10 protein-coding genes are annotated in these 20,469 nt (G+C 70.7%); 5 read left to right on the forward strand and 5 right to left on the reverse strand.

Annotated elements, in window-relative coordinates; all coding sequences use genetic code 11:
* Both D7W82_RS28170 and pbpC read left to right on the forward strand, forming a co-directional pair.
* Positions 1-5,537: Ig-like domain-containing alpha-2-macroglobulin family protein (locus tag D7W82_RS28170; protein ID WP_120621299.1), on the forward strand; the 5,537-nt coding region annotated here is incomplete at its 5' end.
* Positions 5,538-5,542: 5 nt separating this feature from the next.
* Positions 5,543-7,903, forward strand: a complete 2,361-nt coding sequence (gene pbpC, locus D7W82_RS28175; protein ID WP_120621300.1) for a penicillin-binding protein 1C — start codon at positions 5,543-5,545, stop codon at positions 7,901-7,903.
* An 83-nt stretch (positions 7,904-7,986) separates the two neighbouring features.
* Here the strand turns inward: pbpC and D7W82_RS28180 are convergent, their stop codons facing one another.
* Both D7W82_RS28180 and D7W82_RS28185 read right to left on the reverse strand, forming a co-directional pair.
* On the reverse strand, positions 7,987-9,009 hold the full coding sequence (locus tag D7W82_RS28180) for an NAD(P)/FAD-dependent oxidoreductase (protein ID WP_199727842.1): 1,023 nt from the start codon (positions 9,007-9,009) through the stop codon (positions 7,987-7,989).
* Between the two features lie 68 nt (positions 9,010-9,077).
* Complete coding sequence (locus tag D7W82_RS28185; protein WP_120621301.1) at positions 9,078-10,922, reverse strand: CotH kinase family protein; 1,845 nt, start codon at positions 10,920-10,922, stop codon at positions 9,078-9,080.
* Positions 10,923-11,244: 322 nt separating this feature from the next.
* On the opposite strand from D7W82_RS28185, the gene D7W82_RS28190 reads away from it, so the two are divergent.
* Positions 11,245-11,715, forward strand: a complete 471-nt coding sequence (locus D7W82_RS28190) for a hypothetical protein (RefSeq protein ID WP_120621308.1) — start codon at positions 11,245-11,247, stop codon at positions 11,713-11,715.
* Between the two features lie 2 nt (positions 11,716-11,717).
* Here D7W82_RS28190 and D7W82_RS28195 read toward each other — a convergent pair whose 3' ends face one another.
* On the reverse strand, positions 11,718-15,314 hold the full coding sequence (locus D7W82_RS28195) for a PD40 domain-containing protein (protein ID WP_120621302.1): 3,597 nt from the start codon (positions 15,312-15,314) through the stop codon (positions 11,718-11,720).
* A 184-nt stretch (positions 15,315-15,498) separates the two neighbouring features.
* Here D7W82_RS28195 and D7W82_RS28200 point away from each other — a divergent pair, with 184 nt between their 5' ends.
* Both D7W82_RS28200 and D7W82_RS28205 read left to right on the forward strand, forming a co-directional pair.
* Complete coding sequence (locus tag D7W82_RS28200) at positions 15,499-16,950, forward strand: LVIVD repeat-containing protein (protein ID WP_158617744.1); 1,452 nt, start codon at positions 15,499-15,501, stop codon at positions 16,948-16,950.
* A gap of 15 nt (positions 16,951-16,965) precedes the next feature.
* Positions 16,966-18,054 (forward strand): EAL domain-containing protein, encoded by a 1,089-nt coding sequence (locus D7W82_RS28205; protein ID WP_120621304.1) that lies wholly within the window; start codon positions 16,966-16,968, stop codon positions 18,052-18,054.
* On the opposite strand, the gene D7W82_RS28210 is transcribed toward D7W82_RS28205, so the two are convergent.
* A complete protein-coding gene (locus D7W82_RS28210) occupies positions 18,044-19,354 on the reverse strand; it encodes a hypothetical protein (RefSeq protein WP_120621305.1) in 1,311 nt (436 codons plus the stop codon). The genes D7W82_RS28205 and D7W82_RS28210 overlap by 11 nt on opposite strands.
* A gap of 233 nt (positions 19,355-19,587) precedes the next feature.
* Complete coding sequence (locus D7W82_RS28215; RefSeq protein ID WP_120621306.1) at positions 19,588-20,160, reverse strand: hypothetical protein; 573 nt, start codon at positions 20,158-20,160, stop codon at positions 19,588-19,590.
* Positions 20,161-20,469: the final 309 nt, after the last annotated feature.

Below are 20,469 nucleotides of genomic sequence, written 5' to 3' on the forward strand. Positions count from 1 at the left end.
CCCCCGCGCCGGTACAGGCCGCGAAGCTCACGCCCGTCATCCACGAGCTGGCCAGCGAGAACGCCCTGCCCACCGGCGTCGTCATCGAGTTCGCGCTCCCGGTGCGCCCGCGCTACGAGAGCGTCGACGGCAGCGTCGTCACGGTGTCTCCGGAGGTCCCGGGCAGCCTGCGGTGGACGGGCCCCTCGTCGCTGCTCTTCACGCCGTCCACGGGCTTCGCCGCCGGCACGACGTACACGGTGTCCGTGGACGCGGTGAACACCGACGCGGGCGTCATCAAGCCGTCGTCCGCGCGCGAGTGGCGCTACAACTTCACGACCTACGCCTTCAAGTTCTCCCAGCTCTACCCCACGCGCATGGACCTGCCGAAGGGCCGCGTGGAGGCGAACGTGGACTTCTCCGGGCCAGTGGACCTGGCCGCCGTGCGCTCCCGCACCAGCTTCCGCGTGGGCGACACCGTCATCAGCGACGTGAAGTGGAGCACCCGCGCGGACACGCGCAGCTCCCTGTCCGTGGCGCTCACCCACCCGAAGCTCAAGCCCGGCGCGACGTTGCAGTTCTCCCTGCGCGAAGGGCTGACGCCGGTGGGCGGCGCCTCCACCGTGCAGGCGCCCGCGGCCACGAGCAGCTTCGGGCTGAACGGCGGCAAGCGTCTGGACATCACCTACGTGAGCCTCCAGGAGGGCTCCAGCGGCTACTTCTACGAGGTGAGCTGCCGCGACGTGGCGGCGGACGCCCCGGCGAGCCCCACCGACGAGCAGTGGGACTCGTACTACTACGACGACGACAACAAGGGCTGCTCGCTGAGCGACGCGGTGGCCCAGGACGCCATCCGCTTCAAGCCCAAGGTGAAGTTCACCGTGGCCCCGTCGCGGCGCGGCTTCCGCATCTTCGGTGACTTCAAGCGCGGCCCGCACACGCTCTCCCTCGCGGAGGGCACGCTCTCCGTGGGCGGCGGCACGCTGATGGGCGCCTGGTCGCGCGGCTTCTCCGTGCCCGCGCGCCAGTCCCAGGTGCGCTTCAACGCCAACGGCCGCTACCTGCCGCGCAGCGCGTGGCGCAACCTGCCCCTGCAGCACCTCAACCTGGAGGAGGTGACGCTCACGGTGCGCAACATCCCGCCGGAGAACCTCGTCTTCTGGATGGGCAGCGACTACTCGGAGAGCGCCGACGAGCGCACGAGCAACGTGCTGGTGCGCAAGGCGGTGCCGCTCAAGTCCACGCCGGACACGCTGCTCACCACGTACATCGACGTGGCGTCGCTGGTGCCCGCGAACACGCGCGGCCTGGTCGAAATCCTCGCCGAGCGCGGTGACTACAAGGCCGCCGCCCGCATCCTGCTCACCGACCTGAGCCTCGTGGCCAAGCGCGGCGGTCCCGCCGTGGGCTCCAAGGACTCCGGCGAGGTGTGGGTCTGGGCCCTGGGCCTGGAGAGCACGGAGCCCCTGTCCGGCGTGGAGGTGACGCTGGTGAAGAAGAGCGGGCAGGCCGTGGCCCGCTGCACCACGCAGGGCGATGCGGGCTGCCAGCTCAAGGTCCCCGCGCCCGGCGTGGACGACAGCGCCCCGTTCGCGCTGGTGGCGCGCAAGGGCGACGAGCTGACGTACCTCAAGTACGACGAGCTGAAGACGGAGATCGCCAACTCGGACGTGCAGGGCGAGCCGTACCGCGCCGAGCAGCCCTACCGCGCCTCCCTCTGGTCCGACCGCGGCGTGTACCGCCCCGGTGACACCGCGCACGTGGCCGCGGTGCTGCGCGGCCAGGACAACCTGGCGCCGCCCGTGGGCATGCCGGTGGAGGTGCGCGTCATCGACCCGCGCGAGCGTGAAATCCGCAAGCTGACGCTGAAGACGAACGCGGCGGGGCTCGTGGCCTTCGACCAGGCCTTCGCGGCGTTCCAGGACACGGGCCACTACTGGGTGCGCCTCAAGGTGGCGGACCGCGACCTGGCCTCCTACGCGGTGAACGTGGAGGAGTTCGTCCCGGAGCGCATGAAGGTGACGGCCAGCACCACCGCGCCCGGCTACGTGCAGGGCACGGAGATTCCGGTGGGCGTGGAGGCCGCGTACCTCTTCGGCGGCTCCGCGGAGGGCAGCCCGGTGGAGATGACGTGCCGGCTGGAGTCCGTGCCCTTCAAGCCCAAGCAGAACGCCCAGTACACCTACGGCGTCTGGCGCCAGGACGGCAACGCGCCCCGGCCCGTCACGCTGGGCCAGGTGAAGGGCACGCTCGACGCGAAGGGGCAGGCGCTCCTCAACTGCCCGGCGCAGGCGGCGTCCGGCCCCATGAAGGGCGCGGCGCGCCTGTCCGCGGTGGCCAGCGTCTTCGAGTCCGGCAGCGGCCGCTCCACCATCGGTGAGGCGACGGTGCCGGTGCACCCGGAGGCGTACTACCTGGGCCTCCAGGCCAACACGCAGAAGGTGAAGGCGGCCACGCCCTTCACGCTGACCGGCGTGGTGGTGGACTGGAACGGCCAGCCCCTCACCGGCGACAAGGCGCCGAAGACGGTGCAGCTGGAGTACCAGCTGCTCGAGGAGAACTACGGCTACTACTACGACGAGGAGTCCGGCTACGAGCGCTACCAGCGCTACCTGCGCCCGCAGCGTGAGGGCGACGCGACGGTGAAGGTGGAGAACGGCCGCTTCACCGCGACGGTGCTGCCGGGCCGCGACGGCGCGGGCTACCTCGTGCGCGCCCGCGCGGGCAACACCCAGACGGACCTCGCCATCGAAGGAGAGGGCCGCTACTACTGGTGGGGCGAGGGCTCGCGCGTGGACCAGACGCCGCGGCCCCTGAAGCCCACGGCGCTGGACCTCTCGCTGCCCGCCAAGGGCAAGGTGGGCGAGGCCCTCACCGTGAAGATGAAGGCGCCCTACCGGGGCCGCGTCCTCTTCACCGTGGAGACCGACCGCGTGCTCACCACCGCGTGGAAGCAGGTGGAGCCGGGTGAGGTGACCTGGTCGTTCACGCCTTCCGAGTACGCGCCCAACGTCTACGTGAGCGCGTTCCTGGTGAAGGACCCGCACCTGGAATCCGCCCAGGCGTTCATGCCCGACCGGGCCTTCGGCGTGGGCAGCATCGCGCTGGAGCCGGTGGACTTCACCCAGGCCGTCACGCTGACGGTGCCCAAGGAGGTCCGCAGCAACGACACGCTCACCGTGGACGTGGCGGTGGAGGGCGTGGAGGGCCCCACCTTCGCCACCGTGGCGGTGGTGGACGAGGGCATCCTGTCCCTCACGCGCTTCCAGAGCCCGGATCCGCTGAAGGAGATCTTCACGCGGCGCGCGCTGGGCATCCAGACCTACGAGACGGTGGGCTGGGCGCTCCTGGTGCCGCCGGGCGGCAACTCCAGCTCCACCGGTGGTGACGAGGGCGGCGCGGAGGGCCGCGTGCAGCCGGTGAAGCCCGTGGCCTTGTGGAGCGGTGTGGTGGAGGTCCCCGCCAACGGCAAGCTGAAGGTGCCGTTCAAGCTGCCGCAGTACCGGGGCGCGGTGCGGGTGATGGTGGTGACGGCGGGGGCCAAGCGCATTGGCCGGGCCAGCGCGCAGGTGCTGGTGCGCGACCCGCTGGTGCTCCAGACGACGCTGCCGCGCTTCCTCACCCAGAATGACGAGATTCAAATTCCGGTCTTCGTCACCAACCTGTCCGGCAAGGCGCAGGACGTGAAGGTGACGCTGGCCGCGGAGGCGCTGGCGGTGCCGGGGCTCGCGATGCCGGAGGGCCTGGGCTCGCCGCTGGAGCTCAAGGGCAAGAGCGAGGGCCGCGCGAAGCTGGAGGACGGCAAGTCCCGCACCTTCGTCTTCCAGGGCCGCGCGGTGCAGTCGGTGGGCGCGGCGCGGCTGGTGGTAACGGTGGAGGGCGGTGGCTACACGTCCAGCGAGCAGCTGGATGTGCCGCTGTCTCCCGCCGGGCCCCGTGAGCGCAAAATCCAGCAGGTGGAGCTGGCGCAGGGCACCACCGACCTGAAGGCGCTGCTCGCCGGCTGGGTGCCCACCACGGAGCGCACCAACGTCTGGGTGACGAACAATCCGTACGCGAAGTCGCTCCAGCACCTCTCGTACCTGGTGCGCTACCCGCACGGCTGCATCGAGCAGACGACGTCCTCCACCCGTCCGCTCTTGTTCGTGAGCCAGTTGGTGGAGCGCGTGGATCCGACGCTGGTCTCCACGGCGAAGGTGGAGGACATGGTGCAGTCGGGCATCAACCGGGTGCTGTCCATGCAGACGGCCTCGGGTGGCTTCGCGTACTGGCCGGGCCAGACGGAGCCGGTGGCCTGGGGCACGGCCTATGCGACGCACATGCTGCTGGACGCGCGCAAGTTGAAGTACCCGGTGCCGGACGACCGCGTGGACAGCGCGCTCGCGTGGATGGGTGACGAGCTGACCCGGAAGGAGGGCCGCCTGGGGCAGGACGACCACTATGGCCAGCACTCGGAGGCGTACATGCACTACGTGCTCGCGGTGGCGGGCAAGGGGCGCAAGGCGCGGGCGCAGGCGATGGTGAGCGCGCTGGAGACGGCGGCGAAGAAGGCCGCGCTCAGCGGCGAGGACCAGGAGGACCTGTACATGCTCAAGGCCGCGCTGTGGCTGTCCGGCGACCGCCGCTACGAGAAGGAGCTGCGCACTCCGGACGTGTCCACCGTCACCGATGAGCGCAAGAACAGCTGGTCGTTCTATTCGGACAGGCGTCGGCGCGGGATGATGCTCAGCACCTTCCAGGACCTCTTCGGCGACGCGCCGGAAGGGGAGCCCCTGGCGCGCATGGTGGCGACGGCGCTGTCGAGCCGCACGTCGGCGTACTACTCGACGCAGGAGCTGGTCTGGGGCATCACCGGCCTGGGCAAGCGGCTGCAGGGCACGGCGACCAGCTTCTCGCCGCCCACGCTCACGGTGGCGGGCAAGACGGTGACGCCCGTCGCGGAGAAGGACGCGCGCGTGTCGGACCGCACGTGGGCCCTGGCCCGCGCCAGCGAGCGCGCCAGCGTGTCGCTCGACCTGAAGGAGAAGGGCGGCGGCAACGTGTACCTCATCCTCAACAGCGAGGGCGTGCGCACCACGCCCGAGGTGAAGGTGGGGGGAGAAGGGCTGACGCTCAAGCGCACCTGGCGCTCGCTGGACGGCACCGCGGTGGACCTGAAGGCCCAGCCGGTGAAGCTGGCGGACCTCATCTACGTGGAGCTGGAGGTGACCAACACCCGGGGCGAGCGCGTGCAGAACATCGCGCTGGTGGACCGGCTGCCGGCGGGCTGGGAGATTGAAAACGCCCGCCTGGGACGCGGCGGCAGCGTGGACTGGGTGGACGCGGATTCGCTCTGGGCCGCCGACTACGTGAACGTGCGCGATGACCGCATGGAGGCGTTCGGCGCGCTGCAGGCCCACGAGACGAAGAAGCTCGTCTACGCGGTGCGCGCGGTGACGGCGGGCAGCTTCACCCTGCCGTCCGCGGAGGCCGAGGCGATGTACGACTCCTCCATCTGGGCCCGGGATGCCGCGGGCACGGTGCAGGTGACGGGTCCCTGGAAGGACGACCTGCTCTAGGCCCCATGCGTCGCGTGCGTCTCAACGTGAGGAGGTGGGCGGGGGTGGCGCTGGCGGGGCTCGGGCTTTTGGGCGCGGGCCTCGTGGCGGCCTGGTGGGTGCCGCTGCCGGAGCGGTTGGCGGCGCCCCCCTCGGTGGTGATGGCGTACCGGGACGGGGCACCCGCGTACGTCTTCCTCGCCCCGGACGAGCGGTGGCGCATCCCCGCGCCGAAGGACCGCGTCGACCGGGCCTATGTCCGCGCCCTCCTGGCGCTGGAGGACAAGCGGTTCTTCCAGCACCCGGGCGTGGATCCGCTCGCGGCCCTGCGCGCCCTCGGGCTCAACCTGAGCCGGGGGCGGCGGGTGTCGGGCGCCTCCACGTTGACGATGCAGTTGGTGCGCGTGCTGGAGCCCCGTCCGCGCACGTTCACCTCGAAGGTGATTGAGTCGTTCCGCGCCGCCCAGCTGGAGGCGCGGTTGTCCAAGCAGGAGGTGCTGGAGGCGTATCTCCAGTTCGTGCCCTACGGGCGCAACGTGGAGGGCGTGGAGGCGGCGGCGCTCGCGTACTTCGGGCACACCGCCCAGCACCTGAGCCCGGCGGAGATCGCCACGCTGCTGGCGGTGCCGCAGAACCCGAACCGGCGCTTCCCGTCGCCGGAGAACCAGGCGCGGCTGCGCTCCGCCCGGGACGACATCGCCCGGAGGCTCCTGGAGTCCGGGGGGCTGGCCGTGGAGGGCGTCGCGTCCGACACGGTGCTGGCGGAGGTGCGTGCGACGGCGGTGCCGGGCGTGCTCACGCCGTTCCCGAGGGAAGCGCCGCACGCGGCGGTGTGGCTCAAGGCGCAGCGGCCCGGAGAGACGTGGCTGGCGACGACGCTGGACGCGGGCACGCAGCGGTTCGTGGAGCGCACGCTGGGCGAAGCGGCCCGGCGGTTGGACCGGCAGGGCATCCACAACGGCGCGGCGGTGGTGGCGGACCGGGAGACGGGCGAGGTGCGCGCGCTGGTGGGGAACTTCGACTTCTTCGATGCGAAGCACGGCGGGCAGATCATCGGCTTCGCCACGCCGCGCTCGCCGGGGTCGGCGCTCAAGCCGCTGTTGTATGCGCTGGGGATTGATCAGGGGCTGGTGGGACCGGAGACGCTGGTGCCGGACATCCCGGTGGCGTACGGCGGCTATCAGCCGCGCAACTTCGACGGGCGGTTCCTGGGGCTGGTGCGGATGGAGTCCGCGCTGTCGCAGTCGCTCAACCTGCCGTTCGTGAGGCTGCTGGAGCGGCTGGGCGTGGAGGGCTTCCTGGGTTCGCTGCGGCAGGCGGGCGTCAACAGCCTGGATCCGCGGCCGGGGCACTACGGCCTGTCCGCGGCGGTGGGCGGCTTGGAGCTGACGCCGCTGGAGTTGACGGGCGTGTACCTGGCGCTGGCGGGAGAGGGTCAGGTGCGTCCGCTGCGGGTGCTGACGCAGGACACGGCGCCGAAGAAGGCGCAGGCGTTGGTGTCGCCGGGAGCGGCGTGGCTGACGCGGCAGGCGTTGGCGTTGAGGGATCGCCCGGACTTCCCGGAGCGGCGGCGGCTCACGGGGCTGCCGGCGCGGGTGCACTGGAAGACGGGCACGAGCTTCGGCAACCGGGACGCGTGGGCGGCGGGCTCCGGTCCGAAGCACACGGCGGTGGTGTGGCTGGGCAACTTCGACCACGCGTCGAGCGTGCACCTGGTGGGCGCGGAGAACGCGGCCCCGCTGCTCTTCGACATCCTGGAGGGCATCGGCCCGCGAGGCGCGGCGGTGCAGGAGGAGGACGCCGCGCCGCCGAAGGACCTGGTGGGCGTGGAGGTGTGCGCGTACTCGGGGCACCTGCCCACGGACGCGTGCACGCAGCGCAAGCGGGTGGACGCGGTGCGCACGGCGGTGCCGACGGCACCGTGTCCGTACCACCACCGCGTGGAGGTGGACGTGGCCTCGGGCCTGGCGGTGGGGCCGGGGTGCCGGGACGGGCGCAAGACGGAGTCGCGGGTGTACCTGACCTGGCCCTCCAGCCTGCGCCGGTGGCTCGCGGAGCAGCAGCGTCAGTTGCCCGAACCGCCGCCCCTGGCACCCGGCTGCGTCGCGGGAGGCGAGCGCGACACGCCGATCATCCTCTCGCCGCCGGAAGGGACGGTGGCGCTGCTCATCCCGGGCATGAGCACGGAGGAGCAGAAGATCCCCCTGGAGGCGGAGGCCGCGCACGACCGGGAGCTGACGTGGTTCGTGGACGGCGCCGTCCTGGGAACAGCGAAGGCCGCGGAGCGCCTGTGGTGGAAGCCTAGCGTGGGCACGCACGACATCCTCGTCACCGACGACCGGGGCCTCACCGCTCGCCGCACGCTGGTGGTGCGCGAGCGGCAGTAGGGCTCAGGACGCGGCGAACCGCCTCGCACGAACACAGCCTCGCCACCCGCGGCATGCGGATGGTGCGCGAGCGGAGGCCGGCTTCAGCGTTCAGCGATCTGCCTCGCCAGCGCGACGCCGCTGAGGAATGCGCCCTCCACACGGGGGCCCGCGCACCAGTCGCCACAAGCGCCCAGGCCCAGCGCCGCGTCGTACAACGCGGAGGATTCCAGTGGAGATGCCGGCATCGCGTATCGCCACCGGTGCGCCACGGCCTCCACTGCGCGCACGTCCCTGCCCAGGGCCTGGCCAAACGCCTCCACGAGCTTCGAAGCCATTGCCTCCGGCGTCTCCTCCAGGTGCTCCGCGCTGAACTCCGGCGAAGCGTGAAGCACCCAGCGCTCACCGGCAGCCCGCCCCGGCTTGCTCGTGTCCCGCGCCACCCACGACAGCGGCGAGTCCTCCACGAACGCCCCCTCCAGCTCCACCGCCAGCGGCGCGTCGAACCGGGCCATCACGGCCCAGCACGGAGACATCCGCGCGGTCCCCGCCTGGGCCGCCAGCGCGGGCGCCCCCGCCAGCAGCGGCACCGCCTGTGGCGCGGGCACCGCGACCACCACCCCCTCCGCGAGCCCCAGGTCCTCGCCTGTCTCCGACGTCAGCCGCCACGCCTGGCCTTCGCGCGCCACGCGCTCCACCCGCACCCCGGTGCGCACGTCCAACCCGTCCGCCAGCGCCTTCGCCACCGCGCTCATCCCCGGCACGCCCACGTAGCGCACGGCCTCCTTCGCGGGAGTCACCGTCCCACGCGTCAGCGTCCCGATGCGCCCGCGCCACTCCGCCGCGACGCCGTCCGCCACCCACGCGTCCACCAGCGCCCGGAAGAGCGGATCCCTCGCGGTGAAGTACTGCGCTCCGTGGTCGAACGCGCCACCCTCCGCGCTCCTCCGCGTGGACAGCCGTCCTCCCGGCCCGCGCCCCTTGTCCAGCACCCGCACGCCGAAGCCCGCGCCCGTCAGCATCCGCGCGAGCACCAGCCCCGACATGCCCGCGCCAATGACGGCCACGCGGGGCAGGGGACCGGAGCGGCGAGGCAGCAGCTCATCCAGAACGCGAGAGGCGGGCATGGTCCGGGTGCTAACCCGTCCCTGCCCGCCCCGCACGTCTGCTCAGCGATGGATGTCCGCGCGTCGACTCAGCGCACCTCCCAGCCCTCCGCGCCGCGGGCGTAGTGCTTGCCCGCGGGCAGCTGGCCGTAGAACAGCGCGTCCTTCATGCCCACCACTGACGTGCCGTCGAACAGGCCCACCTCGCCCTTGGCGGGGAAGGTGATGCCCAGCGAGGCGGCCGTGAGCCGCACCGTCTGACCCGGAGCCACCGTCGTGTTGCCCAGCACCGCGCCCATGGGGGCCTTCACGATGGTGGGCGCGTAGTCCCCGCCCGCCAGGCTCACCCGCAGGTTCGTGGTCAGCGTCATGCCCTGGAGCGACACCGCCTGCGCGCCGTGGTTGGCCACCTCCACCCAGCCCTCGCGCGGGTCGAACGCCTGGAACACCAGCGTGGACCGGGCCGCCTTCAGCCGCTTCACCTCCGCCATCACGAACTCGCGGCGGAACTTCACGAAGCGCTTCATGTACGCCTTGCCCGCGCTGAACTTCGCGTAGTCCATGTATGGGTCGGTCTTCATGGACGCGTCGATGAGCGCATGGAGCTGGTCGATGTACGGGTCCATCACCTTCGACGTGAAGAGCTCGTCCAGCGCCTTGTCCAGCCGCGCCTCCAGGCGGGCGCGCAGCACGGGGTTGAGCACCACGCGCGTGCCCATGTTGGAGAACGTCGGCAGGTAGCCCGGGTAGCTCCCCTGTTCCAGCTTGCGCTGCTGGTACATCTTCTCCACCCAGCCATCCAGCAGCGTGAAGTTGAACAGCGGGTGCTTCATGTTGCTCGTGGAGGCGGACTGGTCCTCCACCGAGTTCGCGTACCACCAGCGCGCATCGACGTTGTTCAGGTCCCAGGGCACGTAGCGCCAGCGCCCGGTGATGTCGTCGTGCATGAAGTAGCTCTCGGAGTCCTCCACGAAGTTGTTGGACATCAGCGCGTCCAGCACCATGGAGCGCACGTAGGACTCAATCTCCAGGTTCTTCTCCAGCGCGGCCACCAGCTGCGGCTCCGGCGTGTGGTTGATGACGTCCAGCACCTCCCACAGCGCGTCGTCGGGCTCGCTCTCGTTCGTCTTCTTCACCCAGTCGCCCTGGTAGGGCACCTTCCACGTCTTGAACTCCGTGTCCTTCCAGCCGGCGCGGTAGATGGACGCGTCGTCGTCCGGGAACTGCCGCGCCTTGACGAAGGCCTTGTTGACCTGCTCCACCTCCACGAACACGCCCTCGTAGCGGCCATTCACGGAGAGCCGCACGAACGTCGCCTTCGACGCCGGCACCCGCATCGCCGCCAGCAGGTCGTAGGAGATCTTCTCCGCGATCATCGACGCGTCGGCGTACTCGGCGACCAGGTTGAGCGACGTGCGCCCCTCGAACTTGTCCTTGTCCGCGAAGCTGACGTTCCAGCTCTTCTTGTCGAAGTAGCGCGCGGAGGCCCCGCGCAGCCGCACCTTCACCGGGAACGTCTTGCCGTTCGCCTGGAACGTCGCGTCCTGTTCCCCGGTCAACGGCTCCCGCATGAACTTCTCCAGCACCTCCGGAGGCATGGTCAGCGCGTACTCCGGCACCGTCGTCTGGAGCTTCGGCAGCGTGTAGGGCCGCTCCACCTCCGGAACAGGCTGCGGATCCGTGCCGGCATCCGCGCTCCCGCCATCCCCGGGGCCGGTGCCCGCATCCACGGAGCCACCGTCGGAAGCCCCGGCATCCGGCGTGCCCGAGTCCGAGTCCGAGGAGCCCGCGTCAGGAGCACCGGAGTCCGGCGTGTCGGGGTCCGTGATGCCGGGGTCGGTCACGGAGGGCAGCGGGTCATCGGGATCCGATGTCCCGGCACCACAGGCAGCCAGCAGCATTGAGAGGCTGATCAGGAGTCGTAGACGCATCATCCGTCCCATGAGCAAGGCCCATGCCTCCCTGCCAGCAAGGCGGAGGCAACCCCCGCCGCCCGCGAGGAAGTCCACGGGGGCGACACATGGGCCCTGGAGCGCCCAGCGGATGGAAAACTCTTTCCCTCCCCGGAATGCCCGCCTGCCCATCCCAGGCCTGCCTGCCTGCCCCCGGAACAGGGACAGGCAGGCGTCATCGCCCCCCGGGGCGGGCAGCCGGGCGACGGCCGCTGGAAGACGTCCTGTGCACGGACCTGTCCGGCGGACCTAGCTTTCTTGAGAGCAGGCTGGAGGACGGCCCAAGTCCGACAAGGGAGCGATGATGGAGTCCTGGAACCAGACCTCGACCGATGCCGTGCGCGCCCACGCGCCTTCCACGATGAACCGGCGCATCGACGCCCATGTGGAGTCGTGTGTCCGCTACATGGCGGAGCAGGGGGACCGCTCGGAGATGAGCCGGTACCTCCAGAAGCTGGAGCACGAGTGGGACGTGCACCGGACGCTGGTCGTGGGCGTCCCCGCGCTGGCGCTCGGAAGCCTGCTGCTGGGGCGCGAATCCGGCCGGGGCTTGCGCGTCCTGGGAGGCGTCACCCTGGCCCTGCTCCTCCAGCACGGCCTCACCGGCTTCGGGCCCCTCTCCGTGCTGGTGCGCGCGCTGGGCGTGCGCACCCGCCGGGAGATTGACCTGGAGAAGTTCGCCATCAAGGCCCTGCGCGGGGACTTCGAGCGCATCCCCAACGACGGGGGGCCGCTGGCTCGCGCCAACGCCGCCCTCGTCGCCGCGCAGTCCTGACCTCAGTGCACCATGGGCGTGGTGTAGCCGCCGCCCAGCGCGGGCATCAGCGCCGGGCCCGGCGTGGCGGAGCCCGGCCTGCGGTCGCCCTTGGTGTCGAAGAAGCCGTTGAGGCCGGCGACGCCAATGGAGAAGTTCGTCACCCAGCCCTCGTCGGGCTTGCCCGCGGCGGCGTTGATGTCGAAGGGCCGCGCGAAGTGCAGGCGCAGCAGCAGGGGCCCCAGCGACAGGTTGAAGCCGACGACGGCGTTGAGGACGCGGTGGTCCCAGAGGTCCCTCGCGCTTTCGCCCACGCCGCCCAGGTCCACCCCGGCGATGGCCTCCAGGTCGCTCAGGAAGGCCACCCGGATGATGTCGTTGAGGGGCAGCTGCGCCTCCAGCGTGGAGTAGACGAAGTGCTGGCCCAGCAGCCACCGCTCGTCGCCAAAGTTCACGCCGCGCAGGGTGTCGAAGCTGGACAGGTAGTAGGAGCGCGCGTAGCGGCCGCCCACCGTGGTGCCCGCGCCCAGGCGCGCGAAGAAGTTGGTGCGGCCGTAGATGGGGAAGTACCGCTCCGCGTCCAGCCGCAGGTTGCCGTACGCCTGCCCGTCGAAGGGCTGCACGCCGGCCGTGGCCTCCAGCAGCACGGAGCTGCCCGCGAGCGGCCCCGTCGCGTAGTGGTACTTGATGCTGTCGTAGCCGACGCGCCCGCTCAGCTCCGTCTGGAAGCGGATGTGCTGGTTGTCCGCGCGCCACGCGGACAAGAGCTCCATGTTCGACTCGTTGCGCTCCGGGAACGCCAGGTAGAACTCGCTGTAGTCGTCCAGGAAGTACTTCGTGCCGCCGATGCTCAGGTCGCCCTGGAGGTAGAAGAAGGTGCTGAGCGGGTAGCGCAGGCTGCCCAACGCGCCGAAGTAGCGCTCCGACGACACGAAGAACGGCCGCTGCTCCGGCGGCAGGTTGTCGAACGTCTTGTCCACGCGGAAGCGCAGCGACTGGAACAGACCGGCGCCCCACGTCGTGCGCTTCTCGTCGTTGACGTACAGCAGCAGGCCGTCCGTCAGCTCGAAGGAGCCGTACACCGCCAGCGTGAGGACCATCTGGTGGTCGCGCAGCCGGTCGGAGGCGGACGCGAACACCTGGCCCACGAAGCCGCCACCGCCCGCGCCCGCGAAGCCGAAGATGGGCCCCAGCTCGATGTTCTCCCGGGTGAAGGGCCGGTAGGCCTGCGCGTCGGTGAGGGGCCGGAGCGCCAGCGGCGAGGGCGGATCCGCCGCCGGCTCCTTCTCGCTCTCCAGCGACAGCATGCGCGGCGGGCGCAGGAGGGACGGCTTCCGCTCACCGCTCATGTGGAAGAGCATCCACAGGCCGCCGTCGGGGCCGGGGCCCGGCTCGAAGACGCCCGTCGTCAGGTCGGTGCGCCGCACGATGCGGCCATCCGCCAGCCGCTCGTGCAGGTCGGAGCTGCTCTTGTTGTAGGCCACGAAGAACACGCGGCCGTCCGGCAGCGCCAGCGGATCCGCCTCGTCGCGGTCCTCGCTGGTGAGGCGCTCGGCCTGTCCCACCGGCGCGTCCGGCTTGATGCGGAAGAGGTTGTACTTGCGGTGCGACGTCGCGTCGGACGTGTAGATGATGCCGGACGGGCCCCAGGTGACCTGGCGCTCCGCGAAGACGTCGTCGGTGAGCTTGCGGATCTTCGCGTCCTCGCCCTGCGTGAGGTCCACCAGGTACAGGTCGCGCAGGCCCGCGTCGTTGATGCCGATGAACGCCACGTAGCGGCCGTCCGGGGAGAAGGCCGGCGAGTAGATGGCCAGCACGCCCTGCTTGTCGACGCGGTACGCGCGCCGGTCCCCTGTCTCCAGCGTCACGTTGAGGCCCACCTCCATGCCGATGCCCGTGCGCACGGCCGAGCGCCGCACCAGCACGTCCGTGGTCCGCTTCTCGGAGCGGTGCACGTAGTCCTGCACGTAGAGCACGTCGCGCCCGGTGCGCTCCGCCACGAACGCGAGCTTGTCCTTGGTCAGCGCGAAGTTGCGGCCGGACACCGGGTGCAGGGACTCCACGCCCGGCACGCCGTCACCCGCCACCTTCACCGTCTTGCCCGGCGTGCGCGGATCCGTGAGGTACAGCCGGCTCTCGCCCGTCTCCGGCACGATGGTGCGCAGCGCCAGCACGTTGCCGTCCGGGCCGCTGGCGAACGCCGTCACGATTCCCGGCGTCTCGCCCAGCGAGTCCAGCGCGGGCGCCGTCTGCGACGAGTCCAGGTACGTCTTGAACGCCCGGCGCTTGAGCCAGTTCTCGAACCGCGCGGAGATGCGCTTGGGGTCATCCCCCGTCAGCCGCTCCAGCAGCTCCTCGAACTTGAGCGACGGGGAGTCGCGCGAGCCGCCCACCAGCCGGGGCGCCTCCTCCAGCAGCCGCTGGGTGATGCCCGCGCCGTACTCGTCCTCCAGGAACGCCACGCGCGCCTGACCGACCTTGTAGATCCACAGGTAGCCGTACGGCCCGGGGGAGAAGAAGTCGAGGAAGGCATAGCCCTTCATCAGGTCCGGGTTCACCAGCAGGTCCCGCACCATCATCTCCGCCTCGGGGTCCAGGCCGCGCTTGGCGTAGAACTCCGCCAGACCTTCGATGAACCACAGCGGATAGCCGCCCAGCGGGTCGCCGAACGTCTTGGCCTGCTCGGCCACGGTGCGCACCTTCTGGATGGTGAACTGGTGCGCCAGCTCGTGCGTGCTGACCTCCTCGAAGAGGTGGTGGTCGCCCAGGTACGGCAGGGACAGCTTCAGGTCCTCCGTGGAGGTGACGCCCAGCGTGCCCTCGGAGACCGCGAACACGTTCGTCTGCAGGAACTCCGCGTAGCTGCTGTAGAGGATGTACGGGAACGTCTCCGTGGGGACGTACTTGAACTGATCCACCAGGTACCGGTACGCCTCCTCGATGATGGGCGCGGCCCGCTCGGCCACCTCGCGCTCGCGCTCGTAGAAGTAGAAGCGCACGCCACCCGTCTTCGCGCCCAGGTCCTTCGCGTAGGTGTATTTGAAGCCGGCGTCGGAGCTGCCCAGCATCAGCGGCGCGCCGGAGAACACCGCGCCACCGTCCGCGCCGCCGTCCGCGCCCGTGACGCCCGCGAGCATGCCCGCGTCGCCCGCAGTGCCGCCGTCCGCCAGCGCCACCACGCCCGGGGGCGGGATGCCGCCGTCGGGAAGGCCCGTGACGGTCGGAGGGATGCCGGCGTCGGACGCGCCCATGTCGAGCGCGATGCCCTCTTCCGGGGGCTTCCGCTCCCCCGGCGGCGCCATGGTCACGTTGCCGGAAGGGGTGACCTCCGGGCCGCCCGGCGGGGACTGCATGTCGCCCGTCTGGGATGACGTGGTGGGTGCCTGCGGATTGGCGCCGCCCTGCGTGCCGGGCGGGTTGTCATGCGCGGTGTGGTCCGCGGGCTTCGCCAGGCCGGTGGCTGCGGGGCCCACGAGGATGTCGACATGCCGCCACTCGAACTCGTAGCTGTTCACGGGTGTCTTCCCCGCGCGGCGGGGAACGACGAAGACCTGGGCCAGCGCGAGCTCCGGCAGGAGCAGGGCCAGCAGCACGGCGATCACGTGCGGACGGGGGTTCAAAAAGCACCTCGGTACGGCGAGGAGACAGGCTATCAGGGGCCTGGCGGAAGGCTCCCTCTCCCACCGGAAACGCACAAGCGGTCCTTTTGTTTCTTTGCGTTGCGGTGGACGTCCCGGCGCTTCTCCCCTCTGTGCACGCCGGGGGACTTGGCGGCGGTCGGGATGGCCCGGTATGGAGGAGGGAATGAATCGTCTCTCTCTCGTCGCCGCTACCGCGCTCCTTGCCTTCGGTTGTGGCAAGGACAGTTCCGACAACAAGGCCGAGTGTCAGCTTGAAGCCATCGACCTGACCGGTTGTGACAGGTCGACGTTGAGTGTCGTCCAGGCGGAAGGCGTCTGGAATGCGAACATCAACCTGAACGACGGCTACTCGGGTCCTTCGTCCATCCGGTTCTCGCCCGGTGATCCGCTCCTCGTCGGCCTGGCGATGACGACGAAGCAAGTCACTCCGGACACCTTCTTCCTGGCCAGCGACGTGGCGGGCAGCACGGAAGGCTCGACGGTGCGCTACGCGTTCGCCGGCTGCAAGGCCTCCGGGCCCAACGAGGTGCTGGGGGTGGTGCGCGTGTGCGGCAATGGTTCGACGGTGAGCCAGGGCACCTTCACCGCCAGGCGCGTCGTGCGTCGCGAGGGCGAGGCCGAGTCCGACCGCGTGGAGCTGTTGGGCCAGGGCGTGCTGCCCAAGGGCGCCGCCAACGGCGTGGCGGTCGCGAACGGCTACGCCTACGTCATCGCGGGCAACGAGGGCATGTTCGTCTACGACGTGAAGGACCCCGCGCACCCGACGCTGGTGTCCGCGCACAGGCTCCCCTCGGAGACGTACACCAGCACGCTCATCAGCGGCACGACGCTCTATCTGGGCACCTACTCGAAGGGCATCCGCATCTGCGACCTCACGAAGCCGGAGGTCCCCACCTGCGACAAGTCGGTGCTCTCGGACCTGTCGGTGCGCGTGGACGGCATGGCGAAGGACGGCAACCTGCTCTACGTGGCGTCGCCCGTGCCCAAGTCGGACATCATCATCCTGGACGTGACCCAGCCGTCCGCGCCGACCCTCGTGGTGCGCTACTCGGTGGAGGGCTCCTCGCCCGACCTGAGCGAGTACCCCTACGCCCTGGCGGTGCAGGACAACCGCCTGTACGTGAGCAACTGGAGCTACGGTGTGACGGTGACGGACCTGTCGCCCCTGGCGACGACGACGAAGCTGCCCAAGCTCCTGGGCCGCTTCCCCGGGCCCTCCACCAGCGCCCTGGCGGTGGGCAAGCTGGGGGACTCCACGGTCGTGTACCAGGGCTCTGACGCGTGGGGCTCCTCCATCGTGGCGATGGACGCCACGAACCCGACGTCCATCGTGCAGCGCGGCGAACTGCCGCTGCGGCCCGAGGCGACGCTGGGCGGCATGGTCCTGTCGGGCACCACGCTCTACGTGGCCAACTACCAGGACGGCCTGCGGGTGTACGACGTGTCCACGCTGGGGACGCCGAAGGCCGCCGGGTACTTCAACAGCTGGAACGAGACGGACGCGGGCCGGGGCAAGAGCTACTTCGACGGCCTGCAGGGCGTTCATGTAGCGGACGGGCTGGTGTATGGGTGGGACACGACGCGCGGGCTGCTCATCTTCCGCCACACCCCGTGACGCCAAGGCTGTGTCATGACCCCGTTGAATGGATGTGGCCGTTGCCAGACCCTGCCCGAGACGCCGGACGTCCCGGGGCGTCTCTTCCTGTGGCCACCCCTGGGCCACAGCCTGGGCAAGCTGGTGGCCCACCTGCGTGATTCGGGGGGCACCTTCCAGCTGCGCACCGACGTTCAGTGTGTCGTGGTGGGGATGGGGGAGGGCGGCCTGCGGAAGCTCTCCGCGAGCCTCCCCAACGTGCTGACGGCGGAGGAGGTGCGGGGCACGCGCGCCCTCTTCGTCGAGGGCGACGGCGAGCCCGGCCTGGCGGACTTCCCGCGCGTGGACTCGCTGCAGCGGCTCACCACGCTGCATCAGTCCGTGTGGCTGGTGGACATGCTGGCGGAGTCGCGGCTCACCACGTTCTTCCAGCCCATCGTCCATGCGCAGGACACCTCGCGCGTCTTCGCGCACGAGGCGCTCCTGCGAGGCCGGGACCGGGACGGGGCGCTGGTGCCCCCGAACCGGCTGTTCGACACGGCGCGCGAGGCGGACCTGCTCTTCCAACTGGACCTGGCCGCGCGCACCACCGCCATCCGCGAGGCGGTGCGGCACCAGCTGCGCACGCACCTGTTCATCAACTTCACGCCCACGGCCATCTACGACCCGGCCTACTGCCTGCGCTCCACGGTGGCGGCCATCCGCGAGTCGGGCATCCCGGAGTCGCACGTCGTCTTCGAGATCATCGAATCCGACCGGGCCGCGAACGCGGCGCACCTGCGCGCCATCGTGGACTTCTACCGAGCGGCGGGCTTCAAGGTGGCGCTGGACGACCTGGGCGCGGGCTACTCGTCGCTGAACCTCATCCACCAGCTCCGGCCGGAGTTCATGAAGCTGGACATGGAGCTGGTGCGGGGCGTCCACGCGGACCCCTACAAGGCTTCCATCGTGCAGAAGCTGCTGGAGATCGCCCGGCAGCTCGGCATCCAGACGGTGGCCGAGGGCATCGAGACGCCCGAGGAGCTGTCCTGGGTACGCCGGCACGGGGTGGACTTCGTGCAGGGCTACCTCATCGCGAAGCCCGCGGGCGCACCGGCAAGCACCACCCCGCGCATCACGGACTGAGCAGGGAGTTGGAGGTACCCGAGCGCTCCAGGCTCGCGGCGCGAGCCAGCCGCAGCTCCTCGCCCGCGCTCTGCAGGGCGAGGCGAGCGGCGTAGATGTCCCGGCGGTTGGCGGCATCCCGGGCGAAGGCGATCTGCGCGCGGATGCGCTCGGCCTGGACCACGACGCCGCCCTGCCCGAAGGCCGAGGCGCTCTGGCGCACGACGGCGAAGTCCTCGTCAGCGATGTCGAGGGCGTTGTCCACGTTCAGCTCGCCCTGCTCCAGCGCCTGGTCCGCCGCGAGCATCCACTGGCCGCCGGATTGGATCCGCGCCAGCCGCTGCTGACGGGCACGTTCGGCCTCGTAGGCGCGCTGCTCGTGCGTGTCCACCTGGGTCTGCACGGCCTGGGTGCGCTCGGTGGCTTGCGTGTCGCGGGCTTCCATCTCCTGCTCCAGGTCCGCGATGCGCTGGCGCAGGCGCGTCACTTCCTCCTGGGCCGCGGCGGCATCCTGCGGAGTCTGGGCCTGTCCCTGCGCGCCCTGCGTCGTCGCCTGGGCTTGGCCCTGCGCCGCCTGAGGCGCCTGCGCCGTCTGGGCCGGCGCCGTCGCGCCCGACGGAGCGGCCGCGCCGGTTCCCGCCGTACCCGCGCCGCCCGTCGCGGTCCCCGGCTCCTGCACCGTCACGCTCGATGTATCCAGCGGCGCCTCGCCCGTACCGCTCGGAGCGACGTTGCTCGGAGCCGCGGAGGAGGTCGCCCCCGTGTCGTAGGTGCCGCCGAAGCCAGGGGCATTCGCCTCGGTGGGACCGGACGCTGGCTCGGTCCCCGCGCCCGTGGAGGGCTGCCCCGTGGTCGTTCCGCTCGGGGTCGAGGTCGTTCCGGCCGCTCCCGAACCCGTGGCGGGCTGTTCCGTCGGGCTCCCTTCGGTTCCAGCGCCTCCCGTGCCCGTCTGGGGCTGCGCGGCCTCCGTCTCCGTCGCCTCACCTGTCGCTGGCTCCTGCTCGAAGACCGTGGGAACGGGCGGCGGTACATACGTCTGGGACTGCTGGACCGCGACCTCGCCCGAAGTGACCGGCGGGTTGCCATCGGACATCAGGGGCGTCAGCGAGTAATAGCTGCCCTCGGTCGGATCCGACGGGGCCTGGATGACGTAGCCCTGCGGAGGCCGCGCCCCGTTCCGGTCGTCCGCGGCTTGCTCATAGGCATCCTGCAGGGCGGCGGCGGCGGGGTCCCTCACGGACGGATCTTCCGGTGGCAACGGCTCCGGGTCGTACGCCTGACCCATGCTCAATCCCGCGACGATGGTGATCCAGAGGCGCATGCCCTGAAGATGTCCACGCGCGGACGCTTCCACATCGCCGCCAGCGCTCCTCCGCTCGCTCCTCCGCCAGGAGGACGCCAGGGCTCAAGCCTTCGAGCGCCGGGCCAACAGCTCGTCCGCCGCGCGGAAGCGCCCATCCATGGAAAGACGCTCGCGGCCCACCGACGAACGGGGGCCGCGAGCCGGGATTCCCCTCCCATGCGGGAGAGGAACAGGGGAGGGGAGTGGCGGTGCTAGTAGGTCTTCGGCGAGCTGCTGGAGCCCGTGCTGGAGCCCGTGTCCGGGTTCATGGAGGAGTCGTTGCCCATGTCCTGGTTCTTGTCATCCATGCCCGAGCCGCCCGAGCCCTGGTTGATGGACGAGTCCGGCGCCATCGGGTCGGTGCCCGAGCCGCCCGTGCCCGAGCTCGGCGAGATGCTGGTCGCCATGTTCTTCTCGTCCTTCACCTGGAAGCTGGCGCGGATCTCCTGGCCCTCCTTCAGGCTCTTGGCGTTCTTCATGCTCGGGTCGGTGAACTGCGTCTTGCTGTCGACCTCCAGGGGCACCACCGCGCCGCTGGTGCTGCTGATGTAGACCTTCTTGCTGTCGCTCTTGACGACCTTGCCCGTCAGCTCGTTCGAGCCCGTCATGCTCGACGACCCCGAGCCGCCCATGGCGCCCGAGCTGCCCGTGCTCCCGGAGGAGCCCTGCATGCTGCCGGACGACGTCGACGGCTGCTGCGAGCCCTGCGAAGCGCTGTCCTGGGCAAAGGCGGCACCCGAACCCAGCAACGCCACGGACGCAAAAACCCCAATGAGCTTCTTCATGGAATCTCTCCCGGATGATGTGTGAGTGGGACGGGGGGCTCTCTCGGGGCCCCCCGCTGGGAAAAAGCTAGGGGTGGTGGGCGTGGGCGACAGGCCGGAGGGGGAAGACCGCGTGCGTGCCTGTTCGGTCCCCGGCCCGTGGGGCGTGGACTGGAACCGACAACCGGCGCTCCGGCCGCCGGGAGGGGTGCTTGAAGCCGATTCCGGATTCACCTAGCGTGCTGGGGAAAGAGCGGAGGCTGGCCGCATGGCCTGCTCCCCGCCAGGAGACCGTGACCCCGATGCCCCCGCCCGCCAGGCCCTCCGCGC

This window comes from Corallococcus sp. CA049B (assembly GCF_003611685.1).
Classification (GTDB): Bacteria; Myxococcota; Myxococcia; order Myxococcales; family Myxococcaceae; genus Corallococcus; species Corallococcus coralloides.